Source organism: Abditibacteriota bacterium, from assembly GCA_017552965.1.
Lineage (GTDB): Bacteria > Armatimonadota > UBA5829 > UBA5829 > UBA5829 > RGIG7931.
The window spans coordinates 25,988-49,688 of record JAFZNQ010000054.1 but is presented as its reverse complement, the minus strand read 5'-3'; the positions used below and the strand labels follow the sequence as shown (position 1 = coordinate 49,688).

19 protein-coding genes and 1 tRNA gene are annotated in these 23,701 nt (G+C 59.3%); 7 read left to right on the top strand and 13 right to left on the bottom strand.

The genetic code is table 11. The features are described from left to right. The coding region (locus tag IK083_05510) for a prepilin-type N-terminal cleavage/methylation domain-containing protein (GenBank protein ID MBR4749010.1) at positions 1-113 on the bottom strand (113 nt) is incomplete at its 3' end. 269 nt (positions 114-382) lie between these two features. Then, a tRNA-Ala gene (locus tag IK083_05505) sits at positions 383-458 on the bottom strand. Between the two features lie 101 nt (positions 459-559). Here IK083_05505 and IK083_05500 point away from each other — a divergent pair. The 5 genes from IK083_05500 (at position 560) to IK083_05480 (ending at position 6,408) form a co-directional block, all read left to right on the top strand. Then, a complete protein-coding gene (locus IK083_05500) occupies positions 560-1,300 on the top strand; it encodes a PIG-L family deacetylase (protein MBR4749009.1) in 741 nt (246 codons plus the stop codon). 50 nt (positions 1,301-1,350) lie between these two features. Further along, positions 1,351-2,697: a hypothetical protein gene (locus tag IK083_05495; protein MBR4749008.1), complete on the top strand. Its 1,347-nt coding sequence runs from the start codon at positions 1,351-1,353 to the stop codon at positions 2,695-2,697. 92 nt (positions 2,698-2,789) lie between these two features. Beyond that, complete coding sequence (locus IK083_05490; protein MBR4749007.1) at positions 2,790-3,842, top strand: DUF2961 domain-containing protein; 1,053 nt, start codon at positions 2,790-2,792, stop codon at positions 3,840-3,842. Continuing rightward, the gene (locus tag IK083_05485) at positions 3,839-4,702 is read left to right on the top strand and encodes a hypothetical protein (GenBank protein ID MBR4749006.1); all 864 of its coding nucleotides are present in this window, start codon (positions 3,839-3,841) and stop codon (positions 4,700-4,702) included. The genes IK083_05490 and IK083_05485 overlap by 4 nt, the downstream gene beginning before the upstream one ends. A gap of 2 nt (positions 4,703-4,704) precedes the next feature. Next, a complete protein-coding gene (locus tag IK083_05480; protein MBR4749005.1) occupies positions 4,705-6,408 on the top strand; it encodes a hypothetical protein in 1,704 nt (567 codons plus the stop codon). Positions 6,409-6,519: 111 nt separating this feature from the next. On the opposite strand, the gene IK083_05475 is transcribed toward IK083_05480, so the two are convergent. From IK083_05475 to IK083_05455, 5 genes are read right to left on the bottom strand one after another with little or no spacing between them, the layout of a single operon-like run. After that, positions 6,520-7,209, bottom strand: a complete 690-nt coding sequence (locus IK083_05475) for a nicotinamide mononucleotide transporter (protein MBR4749004.1) — start codon at positions 7,207-7,209, stop codon at positions 6,520-6,522. Next, positions 7,209-8,561 carry a DNA repair protein RadA gene (radA, locus tag IK083_05470; protein MBR4749003.1) on the bottom strand — a complete coding sequence of 451 codons (1,353 nt, stop codon included), beginning with the start codon at positions 8,559-8,561 and terminating at the stop codon, positions 7,209-7,211. The genes IK083_05475 and radA overlap by 1 nt, the downstream gene beginning before the upstream one ends. Position 8,562: 1 nt before the next feature. Then, on the bottom strand, positions 8,563-9,318 hold the full coding sequence (locus tag IK083_05465) for a TIGR00268 family protein (protein MBR4749002.1): 756 nt from the start codon (positions 9,316-9,318) through the stop codon (positions 8,563-8,565). Then, entirely contained in the window at positions 9,318-9,839 is a 522-nt protein-coding gene (gene cobO / locus IK083_05460) for a cob(I)yrinic acid a,c-diamide adenosyltransferase (protein MBR4749001.1), read from the bottom strand. Before cobO ends, IK083_05465 begins: the two co-directional genes overlap by 1 nt. Beyond that, entirely contained in the window at positions 9,839-10,753 is a 915-nt protein-coding gene (locus tag IK083_05455) for an AEC family transporter (protein ID MBR4749000.1), read from the bottom strand. Before IK083_05455 ends, cobO begins: the two co-directional genes overlap by 1 nt. Before the next feature lie 172 nt (positions 10,754-10,925). Between IK083_05455 and IK083_05450 the strand changes: the two genes are divergently transcribed. Next, the gene (locus tag IK083_05450; GenBank protein ID MBR4748999.1) at positions 10,926-12,674 is read left to right on the top strand and encodes an ABC transporter ATP-binding protein; all 1,749 of its coding nucleotides are present in this window, start codon (positions 10,926-10,928) and stop codon (positions 12,672-12,674) included. A gap of 1 nt (position 12,675) precedes the next feature. Then, complete coding sequence (locus IK083_05445) at positions 12,676-14,631, top strand: ABC transporter ATP-binding protein (GenBank protein MBR4748998.1); 1,956 nt, start codon at positions 12,676-12,678, stop codon at positions 14,629-14,631. Here IK083_05445 and IK083_05440 read toward each other — a convergent pair. The 6 genes from IK083_05440 to IK083_05415 form a co-directional block, all read right to left on the bottom strand. Beyond that, positions 14,628-16,043 carry a polysaccharide biosynthesis C-terminal domain-containing protein gene (locus IK083_05440; GenBank protein ID MBR4748997.1) on the bottom strand — a complete coding sequence of 472 codons (1,416 nt, stop codon included), beginning with the start codon at positions 16,041-16,043 and terminating at the stop codon, positions 14,628-14,630. The genes IK083_05445 and IK083_05440 overlap by 4 nt on opposite strands. 71 nt (positions 16,044-16,114) lie before the next feature. After that, entirely contained in the window at positions 16,115-16,681 is a 567-nt protein-coding gene (locus IK083_05435; protein ID MBR4748996.1) for an ACT domain-containing protein, read from the bottom strand. Between the two features lies 1 nt (position 16,682). Then, positions 16,683-17,396 carry a hypothetical protein gene (locus tag IK083_05430; GenBank protein ID MBR4748995.1) on the bottom strand — a complete coding sequence of 238 codons (714 nt, stop codon included), beginning with the start codon at positions 17,394-17,396 and terminating at the stop codon, positions 16,683-16,685. Positions 17,397-17,496: 100 nt separating this feature from the next. Further along, positions 17,497-19,293, bottom strand: coding sequence for a flavin reductase (locus IK083_05425; protein MBR4748994.1), 1,797 nt, complete (start codon positions 19,291-19,293; stop codon positions 17,497-17,499). Between the two features lie 65 nt (positions 19,294-19,358). After that, complete coding sequence (locus tag IK083_05420; GenBank protein ID MBR4748993.1) at positions 19,359-21,920, bottom strand: NPCBM/NEW2 domain-containing protein; 2,562 nt, start codon at positions 21,918-21,920, stop codon at positions 19,359-19,361. A gap of 65 nt (positions 21,921-21,985) precedes the next feature. Next, complete coding sequence (locus IK083_05415; protein ID MBR4748992.1) at positions 21,986-23,584, bottom strand: HD-GYP domain-containing protein; 1,599 nt, start codon at positions 23,582-23,584, stop codon at positions 21,986-21,988. Positions 23,585-23,701: the final 117 nt, after the last annotated feature.

The window sequence follows — 23,701 nt, the reverse complement described above, 5'->3', positions numbered from 1 at the left end:
GTCTGTCTGGCCTTTTCTCTGGCCTGCGCGAAAACAGGGAACAGGATGGCCGCCAGAATGGCGATGATTGCGATGACTACCAAGAGTTCGATGAGTGTAAAACCTTTTTTCATTTGTGTCTCCTAAAAGTGTATTTGGTTTACCAATATGATTTTACCACTTATGGGACAGACATGTCAAGCCCTAAGTTCCAAAGAAATTGAAATATTTTTTATTTGCCAGACCGAGGCGGCCGAGCCGCCCTGCAGGGCCCTGTATAGCAAACTATTATTATATATGTATATAATATTTTTATCCTATACAAGCTGCCAAAAAAAAGGCCCCGCGCAGGCCTTGCAGGCGCCGAGCGGGGCAAAAAAAAGAGCCCTCAAAGGGCTCCTGATGGTGGAGATAAGCGGACTCGAACCGCTGACCCTCACACTGCCAGTGTGATGCTCTCCCAGCTGAGCTATATCCCCGTGGACAATTATATGATATCACAAACCGGGAGGAAAATCAACCTGCCCGGCAAAAAAACCTGCAAAAATCCTTGTTGACACCGGCGCCCCCAGGGTATATAATGAATCTGATATACCACACCGAAGACAAGGACGAACCTATGAACATACTGGCAATAGGCCCCCATCCCGACGACATAGAGTGCTACTGCGGCGGCGCTCTGGCTCTCTATGCGGAGCGGGGACACAGGATAACGAATGCCTGCATCACCAACGGCAACATGGGCAGCATGGAGTATGCGCCCGACGAGCTGGCTGCCGTCAGAGAGGGCGAAGCGAGGGCCGCAGCCGCCGTCATAGGCGCCGAGGTGATCTGGGCGGGCCTCGGCGACGCCTCTCTCACGGACTCCATAGACAACAGAAATATATTTATAGACATTATACGCAGGAGCAGGCCCGACGTCATATTGTGCCCCTCGCCGGACGACTATCATCCGGACCACCGGGCCTGCAGCCTGCTGGCCCGGGACGCTGCCCTGCTGGCGTCGGCTCCCCTGATAGAGACGGGGCATCCGGCCACGGACCGGACTCCCTACATCTTCTATCACGACCATCCCAACGGAGTGAGCTTTGAGCCGGAGGAATACGTGGACGTCACCTCCGTCATGGACACGAAGCTGAAGATGATGGCCTGCCACCGGAGCCAGATCAGCTGGCTCAGGTCCCAATACGGCATGGATTTTGCCTACTCCTTTGAGACCATGGCCCGCTTCAGGGGACTGGCCTGCGGCTGCCTCTTTGCCGAAGGCTTCAGGCCGGACAGGACCTTTCCCGGCAGCGCTCCGGCCCGTCTCCTGCCCTGAGGGAGCCACGATAAGCTATACAAAAAAATATAATATACGAGGTAATACCCATGACCAAGCTGCTCATACTGTGTCTGGCTCTGGCCCTGTGCTGCGGAGCCGCCTGGGCCTTTGAGACCCGGGTCACCGACCACGGCGCCGTCCCGGACGGCAGGACCGACTGCACCGAAGCCTTTCAAAAGGCCATAGACGCGGCCTACGAAGCGGGAGGAGGCAGGGTGCTGGTGCCCGGCGGACAGTTTCTCCTGAAGGGACACATCACCATACGCTACAGCGTCACTCTCCTGGGAGAAGGCGAAGCCCCCGCCTGCGCCACCATCTTTGACCCGGAGGCGAAGAGCGTCACCGGCTCCTACGACCCGGACAAGGACATCATCTCCGGCAGCGTGCTCCTCACCACCTGGGGCGCCGGTGACCGGGACGCCGCGCCCTTTATGCGCATGGAGCGCAACTCCACCCTGAAGGGGATAGTGGTCTATTATCCCGACCAGATCACCGACTCGGTCCCCATCCCCTACCCCTGGACGGTGGCGGGCATCGGAGACAACATAGCCGTGCTGGACTGCCTCTTCGTCAATCCCTATCAGGCCATAGACTTCGGCTCCGACCCGGCAGGCAGGCACCTCATCCGCAACTTTTACGCCCAGGCCATCTACAAGGGCATTTTCGTGGACAAGTGCTATGACATAGGCAGGCTGGAAAACGTGCACCTGTGGCCCTTCTGGACCGCCCACGTGCAGCGGGAAGGACAGGACACAGCCCCCCTCACCGACTGGACCCTCAAGCACGGCACCGCCTTTATATTCTCCAGAGGCGACTGGGAATACGTGTCCAACTGCTTCTGCATCTCCTACTGGAAGGGCTTTCACTTCAAGACCTCCGCTCCCGACGGACCGGGCAATTTTCTCTGCAGCCAGTCCGGAGCGGACGGCTGCGACATGGCCCTGCACATAGAGGAGACCCAGGGGCACAGCGGCGTGTCCTTTACCAACTCCCAGATGTTCGGCAGGATACTGATAGACGAGAAGAACTACGGCCCCATCAAGTTTTCGAACTGCGGCTTTTTCGGCTGCCAGATAGTCAAGGAGCCCTTTGAGGAGGAGACCATACTGGTCAAATGCAAGGGAGCCGTGGTCTTTGACAGCTGCCACTTCTACGCCATCAACGGCGCGACTCAGACAGCAGCCTATTTCCGCCAGGAGGAAGGCCAGCTCACGGTCACAGACAGCATATTCTACTGCAACGTGTTTCTGGACCCCATACCCATCGTCATAGAAAAGACAGCCAATTCCTGCATCTTTGCCCAGAACACTCTGTGGACACAGAAAAAGCCGGTGAACAAAAAGAAGGGCAAGCGGGTCATCATCAAAGACAATATTTACGGCGACACCAAATAAACCCTCCGGCGGTGTTGAACGCCGGGCTGTTTGATGATATAATAATATTAACTACGAACTTGCGAGGTACACCTATGTTTAACGGACTGGGAATGAATATGGGCAATCTGTCCCGATTGTCCGACGCCCGCACCCGCTCCATATCCGCCGAGAATTTCGACGGAGCCAAGGGAGGCGGCGCCAGAGCCACTGAGGGCACCGGAGCCGGCTGCGCCAGAGAGCTGGGGCCCGGCTGGAAGATATCCCCATCCATTTTTATCAAGCCCGGGGAGACGAGAGAGCTGGCAGATATAGAGGGTCCCGGCGCCATCCAGCACATCTGGATGACCCCCGGCGGCGTCAGCCGCTGGCAGATACTGCGCATATACTGGGACGACCAGACGCAGCCTTCGGTGGAGTGCCCCATGTCGGACTTCTTTGCCGCCGGCTGGCCCGACGCCAAGCCCTTTGGATCCCTGGCCATGTGTCTGAATCCCCGCAGCGGCATGAACTGCTATTTTGAGATGCCCTTCCGCAAGCGCTGCCGCATCACCATGGAAAATCTGTCTCCGGACAACTTCGTGCTGTATTATCAGATAGACTACACCCTGACGGAGATACCTGAGGACTGCGCCTATTTTCACGCCCAGTTCCGCCGGACCAATCCCCTGCCCTACAAGAGCGTGTACACCATACTTGACGGAGTCAAAGGCCGGGGCCACTACGTGGGCACCTATATGGCCTGGCAGGTCAACAACACGGGCTGGTGGGGCGAAGGCGAGATCAAATTCTACTATGACGGCGACACCGACTATCCCACCATCTGCGGCACCGGCACAGAGGACTATTTCTGCGGCAGCTACAACTTTGACATAGGCGGCAGCTACACCGAGTTTGCCTCTCCCTATTCCGGCATGCCCCACGTGGTGCGCCCGGACGGCACCTATCAGAGCCAGCAGAGATTTTCACTGTACAGGTGGCACATCATGGATCCCATACGCTTTGAGCAGGATATCAGGGTCACCATCCAGGCTCTGGGCTGGCGCTCGGGCGGCAGATACCTGCCCAACCAGGACGACATAGCCTCTGTGGCCTACTGGTACCAGACACTGCCCACGGCCCCCTTCCCGGCCCTGCCCGACAAGGACTATCTGGAAATCATATGATGAAGGCCCTTCCGGTCCTTGCGGTCCTTTGGGCTCTGCTGTGCTGCCCGGCCTGCCGGGCCCAGACTGACACCCTTCTGGTCCTGCAGGCTCCCGCCGCCGTCCGGAGCGTCATCACCTTTGACATCACCACGGACGCGGGCAGCTCCAAGGCCGTCTCCAGGCTCATCTACGACTCGTCAGTCACTCCCTCCGGCAGCGAGCTGCTGGCAGAGACCGAAGGCCCCAGGGGCAGCGCCCTGTCACAGTCTGCCGTCAGGCGCGCTTCCATCCCCTTTGAGCTGACGCCCCGGGGGATGCGGCTCCTGCCCGCAAAGGACAAGCTGTTCATAGGCGACAACATGTCCGAGGCGGCCACGGTGCCCCAGCTGAGCCTTCCCGACGGCCCGGTGACGCCTCTCGCCTCGCTGGCCAGAGGCAGCGGAGACTTCAGGCAGCAGGCTGCAGCCTCCAGATGGACCGGACAGGTGATCAATCCCTTTTCCGGCACCGTCCTGAAGACCGTGTGCACCCTGGTCAGCGTCAGGGACGGAGTGGCCTCCATCTCGGCGGCCTCCCAAAAGCCGGACACCGGCAAGGGCGTGCTCACCATGGACAGCCTGGACCGGCAGAAAAAGGAGCTGGGCTCCAGATTCGCTCTGACCTTCAGAGATTATGAGGGCACGGCAGACGTGTCCTACACGGCCTTTTTCACCTTTGACATCCAAAAGGGACAGGTGCTGAAGGCTCAGGAAAACTACTATATCACCGGCATCCTGATGCCTCACGGACAGCCTATCACCGTGGCGGATGCCAAGGAAAAAGATCTGTATATCACTATCGCCATCAAGATAGATCATAACAAAGTACAAGGAGATTAAACATGCCCGCTATCGAATTAGCAGACTCACACCGCGCCAACAACCCGGTCATAGGCGTATTTGCCCCCGGCGACCCCCGTCTCGACGAGACCGTCAGAGACAGGTGCCGCAATATAGTCAAGATCATTGCCGACTCCATCGAAGGCAGAGTGCTGCTCCCTACCGGCGAGCCCTGCCAGGTGGTCTATTCCCGCACTCTGGTGGACGGCGAAAAGACCGCCGACATAGTGGCCGCCGCCTTCAAGGAGGCCGGAGTGAACATTCTGGTGGGAGTGCCCGACACCTGGTCCTTCCCCCAGCTGACCACCATTTCCCTGATGGCCCACTTCCCCAAGGATACTCCCATCAACCTGACCTGCGGCAACGCGGGCCCCAAGCCGGGCGTGGTGTATGCCCAGGCCACCGCCGGCGCCGTCAGCCAGTACAGGCTCATCCACATGAACGTGGGCACCTGGGAGGACCGGGGCATGTTCCCCAAGGTCAAGCCCGACACCATTGACAGACTGGTGGACTGGTGCCACGCCGCCGTCACCAAGCAGTATCTGAAGGGCAAGCGGGTAGCCGTCATAGGCCACGACTCCATGGGTATGGAGACCGCCATGGCCCACATCATCCCCGTGCGCAAGCAGTTCGGTCTGGAATTTGCCCGGGTGGATATGAAGCTCATCAGCGACCTGATGCGCAAGGAAGCCTACTGCAAGAAGGAGCAGAAGGAGCTGGCCTCCTGGCTCAAGGCCAAGAGCGGCGGCGTCCAGCTGAACAATGCGGACGACGAAGCCAAGTTCGAAGAGTCCTGCGCCATGTATCTGGTGCTCAGAGACTTCCTCAAGGACCTGAACGCCATAGGCGGCGGCTTTATGAACCAGCTGGAATGGGGCTCCGACAAGCGGGGCATCGGCATGGCCACTCCCGACATAGCCGAGTGCTTCTTCAACTCCACCTTTGACCATCAGGGCAAAAAGGCCCCCATCCCCTTCGCCACCGAAGCGGACATGCAGGGCATGCTCACCATGCTCATCTTCTCCTGCCTCACCGCAGGCAAGGCTCCTCTCTTCATGGACTTCCGCAAGGTGTGGGAGCCCGACGAGATCAAGGCTCTGGCAGCGGAAAAAGGCATCTCCATCGACGAGAACGCTCTGTGGGCCGGCAAGGGCTTCGTGGACGGCAACAACTCCGGCTCCGCAGCCTTTGACTGGGCCGGCATGCCCGGCGACAGCGTGGACGCCCTCATGAAGAACGTCACCTTCCCTCTGGCAGACCCCGCCTACTTTATCGGCGGCGGCAACTCCGCCTGCTTCCATTCCCCCGGCGGCATAAAGGGCATAGCCGGCAGGATGATGTATTCTGAGATCAGCGGCCTCTTCTCCATGAGCTGGGACGAAGCCGAGACGGCGGACATACCTGCAGATATGCGCAAGGAATTTGCGGACCTGACGGACCCCACCTGGCCTCACACCTTCCTGACGCCCAAATACGCCACCATGAACGAATACAAGCACTTCCCGCCCGCCAACCATATCCACATGATAGAGGGCCTCAAGCCCGCGGTGCTGGAATACTGGATGGACCTCTGCAACGTGCTCAGCCAGCAGGCCTGGAACGCCCGCCCCTCCTACATCGAAGGAGTGGACAGGCCTATGCCTCTCCTGTATCTGGCCAACGGCGGCGAGGACAACACCAAGCTGATGCTGGCCAAAAAGCTCTGACACAGCTGACTGCAAATACCGGGTCGGAGACATTGTCTCCGACCCTGTCCTTTTGGCGTCACGCCCCCGAAACGCAAAAAAAGGCAGTCCCGCAGGACTGCCTTTTTTTTCTTACTTCCGGGAGGCTTCCCTGTACCACCTGATGCAGCTGAACACGCTGTTTGCGGTAAACACGCTCCACATGAGGACCACAGGCAGATTCACCATCTCGCCGCCCCTGTTCACCTGATACACCCACATGATGACGGACACGGTATTGGAGCCGATCCACAAAAACCAGGTCTCCGAATATCTCCTGATGCCCAGTATCATGGCCACCACCGCCACCACGGTGCTGGTGGCGTCCACAAAGGGCAGGCTGCCCTTTATGGCCTTCAGGACCAGGCCAAACACCACTATGGCGGCCGCCGTACCCACATAGACGGCCACAGCGCCTGCGGGGGGCAGCTTCTTCTTGATGACCTCCAGAGTACCGCTGTTCATATAGCGCCGCCAGGTAAAAAAGCCTATGACGTTGGCGGGCACGTAGTAGAGCATATTCAGGGCCACTTCGCCGTAATAGGGCACCTGCCAGGACACCCATGAATACAGCAGGGCGTTCACCGCTCCGAACACAAAGCCCAGAGGCTTGCCCTTGCCCATGAGTATCACCGACACCACGCCGCAGACCGCCTGGAATATGCGCAGGCCCGGGCTGTGAAAGAGCAGCGAGGCGGCTGTCACCGCCGACACGCCCACTGCCAGCCACAGGACCTCCCACCATTTCCAGCCGGTGATCTCGCTTCGCAACAATTCTCTCATCACTTCTCCGTATTCAGCAGCCGGTTCACGGCTTCGCCCAGCGAAGCGGCCTGCCTGACTGTCATATGGCCGGAGGCCACTCTCTGCCGGGGCATCACGCAGGTCTCAAAGCCCAGCCTCTCCGCCTCTGCCAATCGCTTGTCCGCGTAGGACACCTGCCGGAGCTCGCCTCCCAGCCCCACTTCTCCCAGAGCCACGGCGGCCGGGTCCAGAGGGGTATCCAGATTGGAGCTCACCAATGCGGCGGCCACTGCCAGGTCGGCGGCAGTTTCGCTGATGCGCACGCCGCCGGCCACGTTGACCCATACGTCCTTGGCTGTAAAGGGGATATTCACCTTTTTTTCCAGCACTGCTATGATCATGCTGAGCCTGTTCAGGTCAAAGCCGTAGGCCATGCGGCGGGGGTTGGGCAGGTAGCTCTTGGAGACCAGCGCCTGCACCTCCACCAATATGGTCCGGGTGCCCTCCAGCACGGGGACCACCGCCGAGCCGCCCCGGTGCTCCCTGCCGCCGGTAAAGAGGGCGGAGGGATTGGTCACCTCCCTGAGGCCCTCGCCGGTCATTTCAAATATGCCTATCTCGTCGGTGGAGCCAAAGCGGTTCTTCACACACCGGAGTATGCGGTAGTTGCTGAGCCTTTCGCCCTCAAAATAGAGCACCGTGTCCACCATATGCTCCAGCACCTTGGGGCCCGCTATGGAGCCCTCCTTGGTCACGTGGCCCACCAGAAACACCGGGATGTTCTCTGTCTTGGCCACCCGGGTCAGCAGGCTGCAGGCGTTGCGCACCTGGCTCACGGAGCCGCCGGAGCCGCTGACGCTGTCGTCCGTGAGGGTCTGGATGGAGTCGGCTATGATAAAAGCGGGCTTCAGAGCCGACGCTCTGGCGAGAGCCGCATTGACGTCCGTCTCGCACAGGAGGTATATGTCCTCCCCTTTTATGCCCATACGGTCGGCCCGCATCTTGATCTGCCCCGGGGATTCCTCTCCGGATATATACAGCACCCTGCCCTGCCGGCACAGCCCCTGGGCCGCCTGCATGAGTATGGTGGACTTGCCTATGCCGGGGTCGCCGCCTATGAGGATCACGCTGCCGGGGACCACTCCGCCCCCCAGAGTCCTGTCCAGCTCCGCCAGCTCCGTGCTGCTGCGCAGGCCCTGAGAAGCCGACACCTCCGACAGCTTTTCGGGAGCGCCGCCCACGGCTGCCGGGGCGGTGGAAGAGGAGCTCTTTTTGACCTGAGACACGTCCTCCTCCATGGTGTTCCACTCTCCGCACTGAGGGCATTTGCCCATCCAGCGGGAGCTCTCGTAGCCGCAGTCCCGGCACACGAACACGGTTTTGGTAGCCATATTATTTGTCCTGTCTGCCCGACACGAAGCCTTCTTGGCATATCTCGTATGCGCCCAGAGCTTCGAGGGCTGTCTCTTCATTTTTCAATATAGGTATATACTGCTTGTCGGTCTCCACCGAGAAGAAGCCGTCCTTTACCCTGCAGCGCACCGTGGCGCCGGGGGGCAAAAGGCTTGCGACCAGCACCTCCGCCCGCCGCACCCGGTCCAGGCTCTCATGGCAAAGGGGATGATCGTAGGGAAATCTGGTGGCGAGGCACGAGTCCGACCCCCGGACGTATTCTCCCAGGCCCAGCTCCCTCAGGCACTCCCGGACCTCCTCCTTGCCTAAGCCGCAGTCCGCCAGGGGCGAGATGACTCCCGCTTCCTCCTTGGCCCGCAGCCCCGGCCGGTAGATCCCGGCGTCGTCCCGGTTGGTGCCGTCATACAGCGGCAGGCCCAGAGTCAGGGCCTTTGCCAGCAGGGCTTTTTTGCAGTGATAGCATCTGTCCCGGCGGTTTGCCCTGACCTCCGGCACCTGCAGGTTGTCCATGGGTATGGTCTCCGACCGGACGCCGCATCTGGCCAAAAAGCTCTCGGCGTAACGGCGGTCTCTGTCTGTGAGAGTGGGAGTGTGGAACGTCAGAGCCAGGGCCGCCCTGCCCCAGACCTCCCGGGCTGCCCACAGCACCAGAGTCGAATCCATGCCGCCGGAAAACAGCACGGCTCCCGGGGACAGAGTCCCCATGTATTCCGTCAGTATATGGTATGTGTTCATCAAAAATCCACGCCCCTCCTGGCGCTTACCCCCTTGTCAAAGGGGTGTTTCACAAGGGTCATCTCGGTGACGTAATCCGCCGCCTCCATGACCTCCGGCTTTGCGTTGCGGCCTGTGAGGATCAGCTCCTCTGCCTCGGGCTTCTCCTTTATCAGCTCTATGATCTCGGCGGGGCTGACAAAGCCCATATCCACAGCGCCGTTCACTTCGTCCAGTATCACCACGTCCCAGGCGCCGGACCGGATGACCTCCCGGGCCTTTGCCAGAGCCTCCCGGCAGGCGGGGCCCGCCGCCTCGGCAAAGTCTTTGGTGATATTCAGGGTCCGGCTCTCGTTGGTCTGTATGACGTCAAAGCCGTCGCACTTTTTGGCAAACTGCATCTCGCCAGTATGCTCCCAGCCCTTGATAAACTGCACCATGCACACCCTTTTGCCCCAGCCCAGGGCCCTGAGGGCCAGCCCCAGAGAGCAGGTGGTCTTGCCCTTGCCGCAGCCTGTATAGACGTGAACGAGTCCCTTCATCACACTATCCCCAGCAAAAAAGCGCACACGGGTATGTAGATCACGTTCAGGAGAGTGGTCACGCACACCGACTGGCTGGCAAAGGCCTTGTCGCCGCCGTTGTCCGAGGCCATGATGCCTGCGATGACCGCGCTGGAAAGCCCCAGCTGCAGCACAGCCACGTTGCCTATGAGCTGGCTGAGCCCCAGCATACGCACTCCCGCATATACCAGCAGGGGCGAAAAGACGAATTTGAATATGATGACCACGCTGAGGGGTCTCATTTCCAGCAGCAATTTGCGGTCTATCCTGAGATTCAGGCCGATAGACAGCATGGACAGGGGCACCACCGCCTTGCCCACCGTCTCCAGAGTGGAGTCCAGAAAGGTGGGCAGTCTGAGCCCGTGGAGCAAAAGGCACAGCAAAAACACGGGAATGGCCGGCCGGCGGAAAAACACCATCAGGTCCCCGGGCCTGAAGCCTCCCCCCTCCTTGTGCAGCGCCCGCATCAGCACGGGAGCGGTGCACAGCATCAGCACGGACATGCCGAACTGGTCTATGATGACGGCGGTGGGAATGGCTTTGGGGTCTGAGAAAAACGAGCTGATCACCGGATAGCCCACAAAGCCGGTGTTGGCAAAGCAGGCGGTCATGACCACGGAAATAGTCTTGGCGGGGGACAGCTTCATGAGGCGGCAGACCGGGAGGGAAAGGAATATCAGGATGAGCTCCACGACTATGGCCACCAGAGGGGTCATAAACATCTCCCTGTCCAGAGCGCAGTTCATGACGAAGTGGGCTATGAAGCAGGGCAGGCACACGTAGAGGATGACGTTGTTCACTATGGGGGTATCGCTCTCTTTGAAGATCCCCAACATCTTGGCGCCGTAGCCCAGCAGCACCATCAGCACTATAGAGTACACCGTATCAAACATATCGCACCTGTCGTCCGTATTCCACTACACTATGATACTACAAACCGTCAAAAACTTCAAGCGGGCCCCTCCCCCCGGCCCTTGCAAAACAACGGGGGATAATATATAATATTTATTATGGCACGGCCCGCGCGCTGCGGAGCGCAGTCCGCAGGGCTTGCCGGAGGTACACATGAAACGATGGTATAAGTATATCAGGCCCTATCTGCCCGCCTTTATCCTGGGTCCCCTGTGTATGATCGCCGAGGTCATAGGCGAGGTGGTCATGCCCAAGGTGATGTCCCTCATAGTGACCGGCGGCACTCTGGGCACTCTCACCACTGGGCAGACCCTGCGCTACACGGGGCTTATGGCCCTGACGGCGGTGCTCATGGGTCTGGGAGGCGTAGGCGGCGCCTGGTTCGGCAGCAAGGCCGCAGTGGGCTTTGCAGCCGATCTCCGCGAAGACATATACGGCAAGATACAGAGCTTTTCCTTTGCCAACATAGACAAGTTCTCCACCGGCAGCCTGATCACCAGGCTGACCAACGACGTCACCCAGCTGCAAAACTTCACCGGCATGATACTGCGCATGGGTCTCCGGGCGCCGGGTATGATGATAGGGGCCCTCATCATGGCCATAGCCATACGCCCCTCCCTGACCGCGGTGTTCTTCGTGTCCATCCCCGTGCTGTTCGTGTCGGTGTTCAGCCTCATCAGGATAGGCTTTCCCCGCTTTTCCGTCATGCAGGAAAAGCTGGACCGGCTCAACTCGGCCATCCAGGAAAATATCACCAACGTGCGGGTAGTCAAATCCTTCGTGCGGGAGGACTACGAGAAGCGCAAGTTCGCCGGCGCCAACCGCAGGCTGAAGGAAGCCTGCCTCTCCGCCGTGGGAGTCATGATAGTGATGCCTGCGGTGATGACCGTGGTCATGAATCTGACCATCATAGCCGTGCTGTGGATAGGCGGCAACATAGTGCTGCAGGAACAGGGCACAGTGGGAGGCATGCAGGTGGGCGACCTGGCAGCCTTTGTGACCTACGTGACCCAGATACTCTCCTCCCTGATGTTCGTCACCTTTCTCATGATGGCCTCCTCCAGGGCCTTCGCTTCCGCCCGGCGCATCACAGAAGTGCTGGACGAAGCCCCGGACCTCACCGACGCCGACGCCGCCTGCAAGGACAAGCTGGCAGACCGGGGAGAGATAGAGTTTCGCCACGTGAGCTTTCGCTATTACAAAAATCACCGGGAGGAGGTGCTCTCTGACGTCAGCCTCACCATTCCCGCCGGCGCCCGGGTGGGCATCATAGGCTCCACCGGCTGCGGCAAGACCACTCTGGTCTCCCTTATCCCCCGGCTGTATGACTGCGACAGCGGAGAGGTGTTGCTGGACGGCGTCAACGTCAGGGACTATTCGCTGGACAATCTCCGCAGGAGCGTGAGCATGGTGCTGCAGAAAAACACCCTGTTCACAGGCACCGTGAAGGACAATCTGCTGTGGGGCTCCGAGGACGCCTCCGACGAGGAAGTGGAGGAGGCGGCAAAAGCCGCCCAGGCCCACGGCTTCATCACAGGCTTCCGGGAGGGCTACCTGAGCCCCATCGAGCAGGGAGGCTCCAACGTGTCCGGCGGCCAAAAGCAGAGGCTGTGTATCGCCAGAGCCCTGCTGAGAAAGCCCAAAGTGCTGATACTCGACGACTCCACCTCGGCGGTGGACACCGCCACCGAGGCCGCCATACGCAAAGCCTTTGCGGACAAGCTGGCGGGCACCACCACCATCATCATCGCTCAGCGCATCAGCTCGGTGATGGACGCCGACCTGATAGTGGTCATGGACGAAGGCAGGATCACCGGCGCCGGCAGCCACGAAGAGCTCCTCAGGTCCAATCGGGAATATCAGGAAATATACTATTCCCAGACTGCTGCGGAGGTGTCCTGATATGGCCGTGCGCAATCTTGAAGAGCTGCAAAAGCGTTATTCCTGGAAGAGCAAGGGCCCCGGCAGACAGCCCGGCGGGCCCCGCCGTCACGGCCCCGGCCCCATTCTGGGCGGGGGCAAGCCCAAGAACACCCACAGGTCCCTTCTCAGGATACTCGGCTATCTGAAGGGCAGCTTTTTCAGGCTGTTTCTGGTGTTCGTTTTCATGCTGACCACCACCCTGACGGGTCTGGTGGGGGGCTATCTGCTGGCGCCCATAGTGGACAAGATCGCAGGCAAGCCCTCCGCCTCGGCCATGGGCAGGAGGATAGACTGGTGCATCAGCCGTCTGGCGGAGCTGGACTGCTTCGGGAGCCTGGCGCCGGAGGGCCGTTTTCACGACGTGCTCACCTACGTCATCGCCGCTCTGGCAGTGATGCTGGCCATCTATCTCATCGGAGTCCTGTGCACCTATCTCCAGAACAGGCTCATGCTGCAGGTCACTCAGGACACGGTGGAAAAGATCAGAGGCGACCTGTTCAACAAGCTGCAGACCCTGGGCGTCAGGTATTATGACACCAATTCCACCGGCGAGCTCATGAGCCGCTTTACCAACGACGTGGACAACATAGACGTGATGCTCAACGGCGCCCTCATCAACATAGTCTCCGGGTCCATCACTCTGGTGGGCACCTTTTTGTTCATGCTCACCACCAACTGGGTGCTCACTCTGGTGACCATACTGTTTTTGCCCATCTACGCCATCGGCGGCAGCGCCATAGGCCAAAAGTCCCACAGGTATTACAAGGACCAGCAGGACGCTCTGGGCTCGGTGAACGGCTATATAGAGGAGACCATCACGGGGCAAAAGGAGATCAAGGTCTTCGGCCACGAAGACATCTGCAAGGATGAGTTTGCCCTCCTGAACAGCGACCTGAAGGGCAAGCAGTTCTACGCCCAGTTCTGGGGAGGCGTCATGGGGCCCATCATGGGCAACGCCTCGCAGATATGCTACGGAGTCACCGTGGGAGCGGGAGGCCTCATGATGATAGCCGGGGCTCTGACCCCCGGGGCCCTCACCGTGTTTGCCCAGTATTCCCGCACCTTTTCCATGCCCATCAACATGATCACCCAGCAGATGCCCACCATATTCGCCGCCCTGGCCGGCGCCGAGAGGGTCTTTGCCGTCATGGACGAGCCTCCCGAAGACGCCGACAGCCGGGGCGAGGCTCTGCAGCAGGAGATCAGGGGCAGCGTGGAGCTGGACCGGGTGAGCTTCGGCTATACGGAAGACCGTTTGGTGCTGAAGAACATATCCCTCACGGCCCTGCCCGGGCAGAAAATAGCCTTCGTGGGCTCCACCGGCGCCGGGAAAACCACCGTCACCAACCTGCTCAACAGGTTTTACGACGTGCATCAGGGCTCCATCACCCTGGACGGCATCGACATACGCCGCATAGACAGGGCCTTCCTGCGCAAAAACATAGCCATGGTGCTCCAGGACACCCATCTCTTCACGGGGACGGTCATGGAAAACATACGCTACGGCAGGCAGGACGCCACGGACGAAGAGGTCATAGAGGCTGCCAGGTCGGCCAGCGCCCATTCCTTTATCACACGGCTTGCGGAGGGCTACAACACTGTGCTGGAGGGAGACGGAGTCAATCTGTCCCAGGGCCAGAGACAGCTGCTCAACATAGCCCGGGCGGCCCTGTCCAAGGCGCCGGTGCTGGTGCTGGACGAAGCCACCTCCAGCGTGGACACCCGCACGGAAAAGCATATAGAAAGGGGCATGGACAGCCTGATGAAGGACCGCACCACCTTTGTGATAGCCCACAGGCTCTCCACGGTGCGCAACGCCGACGCCATCATGGTGCTGGAGCACGGGGAGATCATAGAAAGGGGCACCCACGAGGAGCTCCTGGCCCTCAGGGGCCGCTACTATCAGCTCTACACGGGGGCGGAGGAGCTGGATTAGAGCTCTTTGTGGATAAGGGCCCGGCGGAAGGCTTTGATGGCCCGCCGGCCCTGAGGAGTGACCGGCTTGATCCACCTGCCGGAATAGAGCCTCTTCTGCATAAGCCAGAACCATATGGGCTCGCCGGAATAGACGAAGAAAAACACCCACAAGACCGGCAGCTTGAACACCATGCCCGCCAGATACACTCCCGGCAGCTCCAGGAGCCACATCAGGAGTATCTCTATGGTGGTGCCGTACACCGTTTCCCCGGCGCTGCGGAAGGTGTCGTTCTGGGTCCAGTTGCACATCTTGAGAAGGGATGCCACGGCGTATATATACAGCATGCCGCAGCCTATGCGGTAGGCCTCTCCCGACAGGCTCATGGCGTGGAGCAGGGGCTTGTGCACGGCTATAAGTATCAGGAGGGCAGTGAGGACCATGGCAGCGCACAGAGGCACCATGCGCACCGCTCTTCTGTAAGCGTTCACGTGGTCCCCCGCCCCTATGCATTTGCCCACCAGCACGGAGGCCGCGTTGGAGACCCCGGAGAAAAAGGCTATGACAAAGCCCTCCAGCACCCTGAACACGGCCACGGCGGCAATGGCGCTCTCGGACTGATGCCCCAGGACTATGTTGATACCCATGAGACCGGCCCCCACAAACACCTCGTTCACTATGATGAAGGAGGACTTTTGCAGATATTCCTTCAGCCACCCCACGCTCCAGCGGAAGTGCCCCGACACCTGAAACACGTAGTGATAATCCCTGCACGCCGCCAGCAAGAGCAACGCAGCCACGTTGAAGGCCGAGGCTATAGTGGTGGCCAGGGCGGCGCCCCTCACTCCCATGGGCTCAAAGCCCAGCCGGCCGAATATGAGCACCCAGTTCAGGAAGATGTTGACCGCCACGGCGCATATGGTGGCAGCCAGGGGCATCCGCACCCTTTCGGTGGAGCGCATCAGGGCGCTGACGCACATGACGAACACCTGAAACACGTAGGCGTAGCCCACTATGCGCAGATATTCCACCCCTATGGCCCTGATGGCAGTCTTGTCGGTGTAGATGCTCATGACCAGCTCCGGCTTCAGCAGAGCCAGGCCGGCAAAGATGAAGGCCACGGTCATCATAAACACCAGGGTGGTGCCGTAGGCCCGCCTGATGCCGTCGTGGTCCCTTGCTCCCCAATACTGCGAATAGAACAGCATGCCTCCCGCCATGAAGCCCCAGTAGCAGCTGAACATGACGGTGGTGTATTGGGCGCACAGGCCCACGGCCCCCACGGCTCTGGAGCCCTGGGAGGCCAGCATGATGGTGTCCACCATGCCGCTGGTCACTCCCAGCAGGTTCTGCAGAGCCACGGGCAGGGCTATACGGGCAGTCCTCCTGATAAATTCGCCCCAGTCAAAGGGGCGGGCGCCGCGCTTGGTCAATGGTCGTCTCCGTGTACAAGTAAAAAGGCAAAAAACCCGGAGGTTTTTTGCCTTGCGCCTCTTTTGCAGTGTCAGACCAGCTTGATGGTGGGACACACAGTGCTGGTGGCTATATAGATATTCTCGTGACTGAGAGTCACCGTCAGGTGCCACTTTTTGCCGATCTGCTCCAGGGCGTCTCTGATCTCGTCCGCCACTCCGTCATCGGGAACGGCTATCTGAGCCAGCATATAGGGCGTCCCATGGGCAATGTAGGCATAGAAGTCCTCTATATTGATGCGGCGCCCGTAGAGATACGAGGTGATCTCGCTGATGATGCCCGACTGCTCGGTGCATTTGATGGTGAGGATATACTTCTCCTTTTTTGCGCCATCGCCGCCCCTGAGCTCTTCGTAGGGCACCATGTTGATATGATAATCTCCGCTTTCCTCGGGCCTCCTGCCGCATATGGCCTCGGACAGTTCCCCGTCAGCCACGCTGCGGGGAAACGAGGCAAACACTATGATGGTAAAGTAGCCCTTTACCACTGTCTGGCTGACCTCGTTGATATTGCCGTCCAGAGCCGCCACCGCAGACGAGATGTCGGCGATGATGCCGGGCTTGTCCTTGGAAAGCAGAGTGATTATATATCTGTACAAATCAGTTGGTCCAGATCTTCTTTACCGAGCTGTAATACACTACCTCGGGATAATGCATGTCGTTGTCGGCGTCATAGTAGTCCGGATTCACGGCTATGGTGATGGTGTTGCCGGTGCGCTTGGTCTCTCTGATGATCTGGGTAAAGGTGTACTGCCAGCGGTCTCCCTTCCACACGCCGGGCACGTCCCTGTACTGGAAGCTCATGCTGTCAAAGTCATAGTAGTAAGCGCGGACGAATGCCAGAGCGGCCTCGCGGCAGCTCTTTTCATCGGCTCCGAAGGGCTTCGCAGAGCGCTTGCCGGCAGTGTATTCGGGATAGGCGGTGTATCTGCGGACCTCGCCGTTGTCATCCTTCACCGCATCCCCGTGGGACAGGGTAGGCAGAGCGGGTATGATCTTGGCCGCCGAAGAAGTGTCCGATGCAGCGTCGGCTGCGGGCGCAGCGGCGGGAGCGGCGGGAGCGGCAGCAGCAGTGCCGCCGGCCATACCGGGAGCAGTCGGCAGACTGGGCATGGAGGGCATAGTGGGCGCGGGCGAGCCGGGAATACCGGGAGTACTGGGAGTACTGGGCGAGCCGGGCATGGTGGGGCCCATAGTGGGACCGGCAGTAGGCATGGCGATAGAGTTGGGAGTCTCCTGGGCGTCATCCTTGCCGCAGCCGCAGAATGCCAGGGCCGCTGTCAGCAATACAGCTATCAAAAAGTATTTTTTCATCGTTTACCTCGTTAGAGCGAAATATACATCTATAATCTATTATATACCATTTTTCCGGATATACGCAAGTAAATCTGCTTTTTTTCCGTCCGCCGAGCCGCTACTCTATCGGCTCAAAATCGGCGACTCCGTGCTTGCACAGAGGGCAGATGTAGTCGTCGGGCAGCTCATCTCCTTCATACACGTAGCCGCACACCGTGCAGACAAAGCCCTTCTTGCCCTCGGTCTGAGGCTTGGGCTTCACGTTTTTCTGATAATAGGTGTAGGTCATGGTCTCCCGGTCGCTGATGACCCGGGCCTCCGTCACCTGACAGATAAACATGCCGTGAGTCCCCAGGTCCACATACTGCTCCACCTTGAGAGACATAAAGGCGTTGATATATTTGGACAGGAACACCAGACCGTTGCCGCTTCTGAAGGACTCGTCGCTCCAGTCGGCGAACTTGTCGGCAGACCGGCCGCTGCGGAAACCGAAGTGCTCGAACACTCTGAAGGGAGCGTCCACGCTGAGGCAGTTCACGTTCATGATGCCGGTCTGCTTTATGACGTGGTGGGAGTAGTTCTGCTTGTTGATGCACACCGCCACCCGGTTGGGGGTGTCCGTCACCTGGGTGACCGTATTGACTATGAGCCCGTTGTCCTTCTTGCCGTCATTGGAGGTGACCACGTAGAGCCCGTAGCCTATGCGGAACAGGGCGGTCATATCGTTCTTGTTGGCAGTCTCGTCATGCTGGGCCAGATAATCCTTGCACAGCTCCTCCGCCAGAGCCTCCAGAGCCGCTCCGCTCTCTGCGTTCATGGCCGACCGGATAGTCACCTGATTGTCGGCAAAGGTGAGCTTTTTGCAGCCCTCCAGCATCTTCTTCATGGTCTTGGCCGCCAGGGGAGCCCAGCTGCCGTTTTCGATAAAGGCCACGGTCCTGTTCTGGAAATTCCGCTCGGTCAGGTGATTGATGAACTCCTTCATGAAGGGGAAGATGTCGGCGTTGTAGGTGGTGGTGGCCAGCACTATCTTGCCGTAGCGGAAGGCGTCCTCCACCGCTTCCGCCATATCGTCCCGGGCCAGATCTGTGACCGACACCTTGGGGCAGCCCTTTTCCTTCAGCATATCCGCCAGCTTCAGCACAGCCTGCTTCGTATGGCCGTACACGGAGGTGTAGGCTATGAGTATGCCGTCGGTCTCCACGCCGTAGGAGGACCATATGTCATACAGATTGATGTAGTAGCCCAGATCCTCCTTCAGCACGGGGCCGTGGAGGGGGCATATGGTCTCGATGTCCAGCCCCGCAGCCTTTTTCAGCAGAGCCTGCACCTGGGAGCCGTATTTGCCCACTATGCCGATGTAATACCGGCGGGCCTCGCAGGCCCAGTCTTCATCGGCATCCAGAGCGCCGAACTTGCCGAAGCCGTCGGCGGAGAAGAGCACCTTGTCCCGGGCGTCATAGGTCACCAGCACTTCGGGCCAGTGGACCATGGGGGCCGCCACAAAGGTCAGAGTGTGCTCGCCCAGCGAGAGGGTGTCCCCCTCTCCCACCACTATGCGTCTGTCCTCAAAGCCTTCGCCGAAGAAATTCTCCATCATAGTAAAAGCCTTGACGCTGGACACCACCGTGCACTTGGGGTAGGTCTTCATAAAATCGTAGATGTTGGCGGAGTGGTCCGGCTCCATGTGCTGGACTATGAGATAGTCCGGCCCGGCGCCCTCAAGGATGCTCTGGACGTTGTCCAGCCACTGGTGGAAGAACCGCTTGTCCACCGTGTCCATGACGGCCGTTTTTTGGTCTTTGATGACGTAGGAGTTGTAGGCCATGCCGTTGGGCACGTCGTACTGTCCCTCAAACAGATCTATGTCGTGATCGTTTACGCCAGCGTAGAAAATAGTGTCGGTGATGTTCATACTGCTTCCTGCTTTCAATTGATTTCACATCTATTATATACTAAAATACGGATAAAAGCAACGGCTCACTGAGCAACTGCGTATTCTATGAGCGCCGAAGCCGGCGCCCCGGGGATCTCCACCTTCAGCCGGGCCAGGTCCCTGCCCTTCACGGTCAGGCGGCGGGCCGGCTTGTAGCTCTCGCCGTAAACCGTTACGGAGTATTTTTTGTCCGGGTCTATGCCCCGCAGAGGCAGCTCCATGGCCAGTATGGGCGAGTCGTCCCTGCGGAAGGCAAACACGGCTCCGTCCCCTTCTTCGGGCCGGTGGTATTGATACGCGCACCATTCGTCCGGGGCTTCGCCCTTGAACACCAGCCTGTAAAAATCTCCCAGGGTGTATTTTTGGAGCCTTTTCACTTCCTGCAGGGCCGTCCGCAGGGTCTTGTTGTCATAGTCCTCCCCCCGGTTGTCCTCACCGAAGAGGAAGCCTCCGTTGAAGGCCGAACGGATATAGTAGGGCTCCGTACCGAAGGTCTGCCCCGTGTTCTGGGGGACGTAGAGGTTCAGGTTGGCATTGATGTCCTGATTCTGGATGGCCATATCCTTCATGTTGCGGGAGCCTGCGGTAAAGTTGCCGCTGTCAGTGCGCCACACGGGAATGGCCCTGGCGCTGGTCTCCAGGTCTATCCTGCCTCCGCCGCCGCAGCAGTTGTCTATAAAGAGCCCCGGATTGGCCTTTGTGATCCTGTCCCACAGCTCGTAAAGGCCTTCCACCTGTCGGATCTCAAGTATGCCCACCCTGTCGGGAGTCTCCTTTTCCATTTCCCGGATGCCCCCCAGAGTGTAGCCGATATCCGTGCGCCAGATATCGATATTCCATTCCCTGATGCAGGTGTTCATATAGTCCGACATGAAGTCCAGGGCCTCGCCTATCCCCAGGTTGAAACACCCGGAGGAAGCCCCGGCAGGCAGCACCCAGTCGGGATGCTCCCGGACCAGCAGGCTGCCCTCCGCCAGCTGCTCCGGAGCAAACCAGCACATTACTTTGAGGCCGTTTTGGTGGGCGTAGTCGCTGATGCCCTTGACCCCCTCGGGGAACCGGTCCAGGGCTATGGCCCTTTCGAGAGGATAGCCGTAGTTGCCCAGACCTGCGGGGAAGCCTCCCTTGTGCCACCAGGCGTCCAGCCAGTAGACCTCAAAGGGCAGAGAGTGCCTGACGATATTGTCTATATAGCTTTTTTCGTTCTCAAAGGTGGTGGAGTTGGTCTCATTGAAGCAGGAGCACATATGGAACAGGGGCTCCCGGATCACTTCCCCCCGGTACCGGGGCACGATATACTCCAGCATGGTATGCCTGAAATAATTCCAGCCGTCCTCGGGAAGCCCCTTCCAGAGGGTGAGCAGCACCCGGGGGCTCCTGATGCTTTCCCCGGGCTCGAGATAAGTGTTCAGCTTCGTCATACCCGCGGAGGAACGGACCCTGCCCTCCCGGTTCTCCAGAAAGGCGTCCCACTGCCCGGTCCAGCCCAGAGCGGTGACTATGCCGTAACGGCCGAAGGACAGGCTGTAAAAGGGGAAGGCGCCGGAGGAGGAATAGGCGTCCTTGGTGCCGAATTCAATTCTGGCGCCCTCCTCCAGAAGGTCCGTGAGAGGCATGAACTCCCTGTGGGTAAAATGCACCATGCCCTCGGAGCCCTCCTGCCTGTATAATACGGGAGCAGACGAGGCGGCCGCGTCGGGCTGCTGAGGCACGTCGGGAGCGGCATATTCCGCCCCGGTCCTGTCCGCCCCGGCAGGATAAAACCGGGTGTCCAGAGCCCGCAGGGAACGGATCACGGGAGTGTTTTTGCCGCCCCTGTTGGTCAGGTAAAGAGTCCAGTCCACCCCGGAGGTCTTCCGGTATATATTCACCACCGCTTTTATCTCCAGCCCCGTGGCCGGGTCCGACCAGACGGCGGTGCGCACGGTCCTGTCCTCCAGCTCCCTGTCCCGGCAGTCATAGACCCAGCCGGCAAGAAACTCCCCGGAAGCCCGGCCGCCGTATTCCAGGGAAAAGGGGACCGGCTCGGCCGCCGGGATGCCGGCAATATCGCTGAGATATTCCTCCGTCCCGTCCTCATACTCCGCCTTCAGCTCCGCCCAGTCGCCGTGGTCGCTGGTGGGGCCGTCGCCCCCGTCGGTGATGACCAGGGAAAACTCCCGGACGCCCTTCATATCCACGTCCAGAGGATAGGCCTTGCCGTCGCCCTTTATCACCGGCGAACGGAAAAGCTCCTCCTCTCCGGCCTTTACGATAAATTCGCAGGAGCCCGGAGACCGGAAGGCGCTCATATCCAGGCCGTAGAGGCCCGTCAGCCTTTTCACCGGCTTGAGGGGAGATACCAGTATCTCGGAAGGCGAATTGGCGCCGATGCCCCTCGGGTAGGTTTTGCCCCCCAGCTGGCACGGGCCTCCCGCGCAGCGGCTGCCGAACTTGGTGCAGCCCGGCGAAAAATCCCTTACGACCCGTACGCGGGCCGCCTCCGCCGGCTTGCCGGCGGGAAACAGCATATCGGCCAGATAGCGGGAATACCCGCCCTCGCCTGCAAACACCACGCTTTGCAGCAAAAGGCACGCCGCGCAGCATACAATAAGCTTTGTGATCATAAAAGACCTCCTAACGGGGTTGCTTCGGAATATTGCAGATATGAAACACGCCGGACAGGGCTGCCTTACTCCTGCATCCGGAATTCCTTATCCTCTTCCATCATAGTCAGCATCACGTCTGCGATGCGGGGGTCAAACTGCGTCCCCCTGCCGTTCTCTATCTGTTCCCGCACTTTTTCCCGGGGCATGACGTTGCGATAGCTTCGATTGCTGGTCATAGCGTCATACGCATCGGCCACGCCTATGATCCGCGCCTCCTCCGGTATTTCGCCGTCCTTCAGCCCGTCCGGATAGCCGCGTCCGTCATACCTTTCGTGATGCCAGCGCGCTCCGACAGCCAGTCGGGGGATCTCCTCAACGGTCTTCAGTATCTCATGTCCCGTCACAGGATGCTCCCTGACAGCCTGAAACTCCTCATCGGTCAGCTTCCCTTTCTTATTGATGATGGACTCCGGAACGCCGATCTTTCCGATGTCATGCAGCAGCCCCATGGTGTAGATATCTTCCTGCTCCCCGAGGCTTTTGCCCATCCGTCTTGCGATCTCTCTCGAGTATTCCGCTACCCGCTGCGAATGGCCGCTGGTATAGTGATCCTTGGCGTCAACGGCTTTGGAGAGAGCCAGCATGAACTCCTTTGTCAGGTGCGCCGAATGGCGTTCCTCTTCAACGAGACGGGCGATATACGAGGATATATCTCCCTGCATTTTCAGCATACTGCGATAGAGCTTTTCTATCTCGTCGCCGGTACGGATCCGCAGCTCCGAGAACTCCTCCGGACGGAGCTCATCTCCATCCTCGTAGTATTTTTCCGTCAAATACGACATTTCATTGATGGGAACGGCGACCCTCATCATGACGTACAGATTTACCAGGAAGGCAACCGGCGCGGAGGTGCACAGCATCATCAGTCCCAGCTGCAGGTTAAACTGCCATCTGGAAACAAAATATCCGAGGCTGAAGGGTACCCCTTCACCCGCGGCCGAGAACAGACACGCGCTGAATATCGCGGCGGCGCCCAGCAGTACAGACCCCAACAGGGACAATAAGGTGATGCGCCTTGCCAGGACAGACCTGTTCTCCCCTTCGCGGGCGCTGAATATGTCCCGGTCGGCCCAGCCGGCAATACGCTTGTATTTGTCCGGCGCGTATTTGAAAAAACCGCCGACAGCCAGGACCGCCAGAACGGTCTGAGGCAGCGCGCAGAGAAAGAGCTTGGGGACAGGTATACCGTATAACATATTCGAGGTGTCGGCATCGACTGCCAGGACGGTAAAAGCAAAATGCCAGGAAAGCGCAAGCAGGACGGACAGCAGGACAATGCCGGAAAGCGTTTTCTTCACGTCCGCAAACCAGCCGTTGAAGGACATGGCAGAGAAAGCCAGCCCGATTATCAGATAAACGGAAGAGGCGTATATGGAAGGGTTTCCTTCCGCCAGCATAAATTCTCCGGCGAAAAGGATGACAAAGGATAATAATCCGCAGCCCAGCCCTCCGAGCCCGTAAGAGATCATGACAAAGGCATCGGTGTAGGGAAACGGCATGTCCCCGATTCTCACGGTGCTTCCGAAGGGCAGTGTCCGCCCGAGAATGACCAGCGCCGCGCAGACAACCGCAAACAGGACCGTAAAGGGAACGGATCTCAAATGTCTCCGGTAATTCATCATAGTTTCTCACCTTTTATGCGTATTGCCGGCTTTCCCGCGGACGGCCGTCTGCGCATCCGCAGGGCGGAACGTTATGCCGCGCAGCCTTTTACGGTCCGGGGAAGGCAAAATGCCGGC

What these genes read in the sequence shown, in the direction of transcription:
- cobO (MBR4749001.1), bottom strand. Translation starts at nt 9,839, where the DNA reads ATGAAGGGACTCGTTCACGTCTATACAGGCTGCGGCAAGGGCAAGACC.
- IK083_05430 (MBR4748995.1), bottom strand. Translation starts at nt 17,396, where the DNA reads ATGAAAAAATACTTTTTGATAGCTGTATTGCTGACAGCGGCCCTGGCA.
- IK083_05490 (MBR4749007.1), top strand. Translation starts at nt 2,790, where the DNA reads ATGAATATGGGCAATCTGTCCCGATTGTCCGACGCCCGCACCCGCTCC.
- IK083_05420 (MBR4748993.1), bottom strand. Translation starts at nt 21,920, where the DNA reads ATGATCACAAAGCTTATTGTATGCTGCGCGGCGTGCCTTTTGCTGCAA.
- IK083_05425 (MBR4748994.1), bottom strand. Translation starts at nt 19,293, where the DNA reads ATGAACATCACCGACACTATTTTCTACGCTGGCGTAAACGATCACGAC.
- IK083_05465 (MBR4749002.1), bottom strand. Translation starts at nt 9,318, where the DNA reads ATGAACACATACCATATACTGACGGAATACATGGGGACTCTGTCCCCG.
- IK083_05415 (MBR4748992.1), bottom strand. Translation starts at nt 23,584, where the DNA reads ATGATGAATTACCGGAGACATTTGAGATCCGTTCCCTTTACGGTCCTG.
- IK083_05450 (MBR4748999.1), top strand. Translation starts at nt 10,926, where the DNA reads ATGAAACGATGGTATAAGTATATCAGGCCCTATCTGCCCGCCTTTATC.
- IK083_05475 (MBR4749004.1), bottom strand. Translation starts at nt 7,209, where the DNA reads ATGAGAGAATTGTTGCGAAGCGAGATCACCGGCTGGAAATGGTGGGAG.
- IK083_05455 (MBR4749000.1), bottom strand. Translation starts at nt 10,753, where the DNA reads ATGTTTGATACGGTGTACTCTATAGTGCTGATGGTGCTGCTGGGCTAC.
- IK083_05480 (MBR4749005.1), top strand. Translation starts at nt 4,705, where the DNA reads ATGCCCGCTATCGAATTAGCAGACTCACACCGCGCCAACAACCCGGTC.
- IK083_05500 (MBR4749009.1), top strand. Translation starts at nt 560, where the DNA reads ATGAATCTGATATACCACACCGAAGACAAGGACGAACCTATGAACATA.
- IK083_05495 (MBR4749008.1), top strand. Translation starts at nt 1,351, where the DNA reads ATGACCAAGCTGCTCATACTGTGTCTGGCTCTGGCCCTGTGCTGCGGA.
- IK083_05445 (MBR4748998.1), top strand. Translation starts at nt 12,676, where the DNA reads ATGGCCGTGCGCAATCTTGAAGAGCTGCAAAAGCGTTATTCCTGGAAG.
- IK083_05485 (MBR4749006.1), top strand. Translation starts at nt 3,839, where the DNA reads ATGATGAAGGCCCTTCCGGTCCTTGCGGTCCTTTGGGCTCTGCTGTGC.
- radA (MBR4749003.1), bottom strand. Translation starts at nt 8,561, where the DNA reads ATGGCTACCAAAACCGTGTTCGTGTGCCGGGACTGCGGCTACGAGAGC.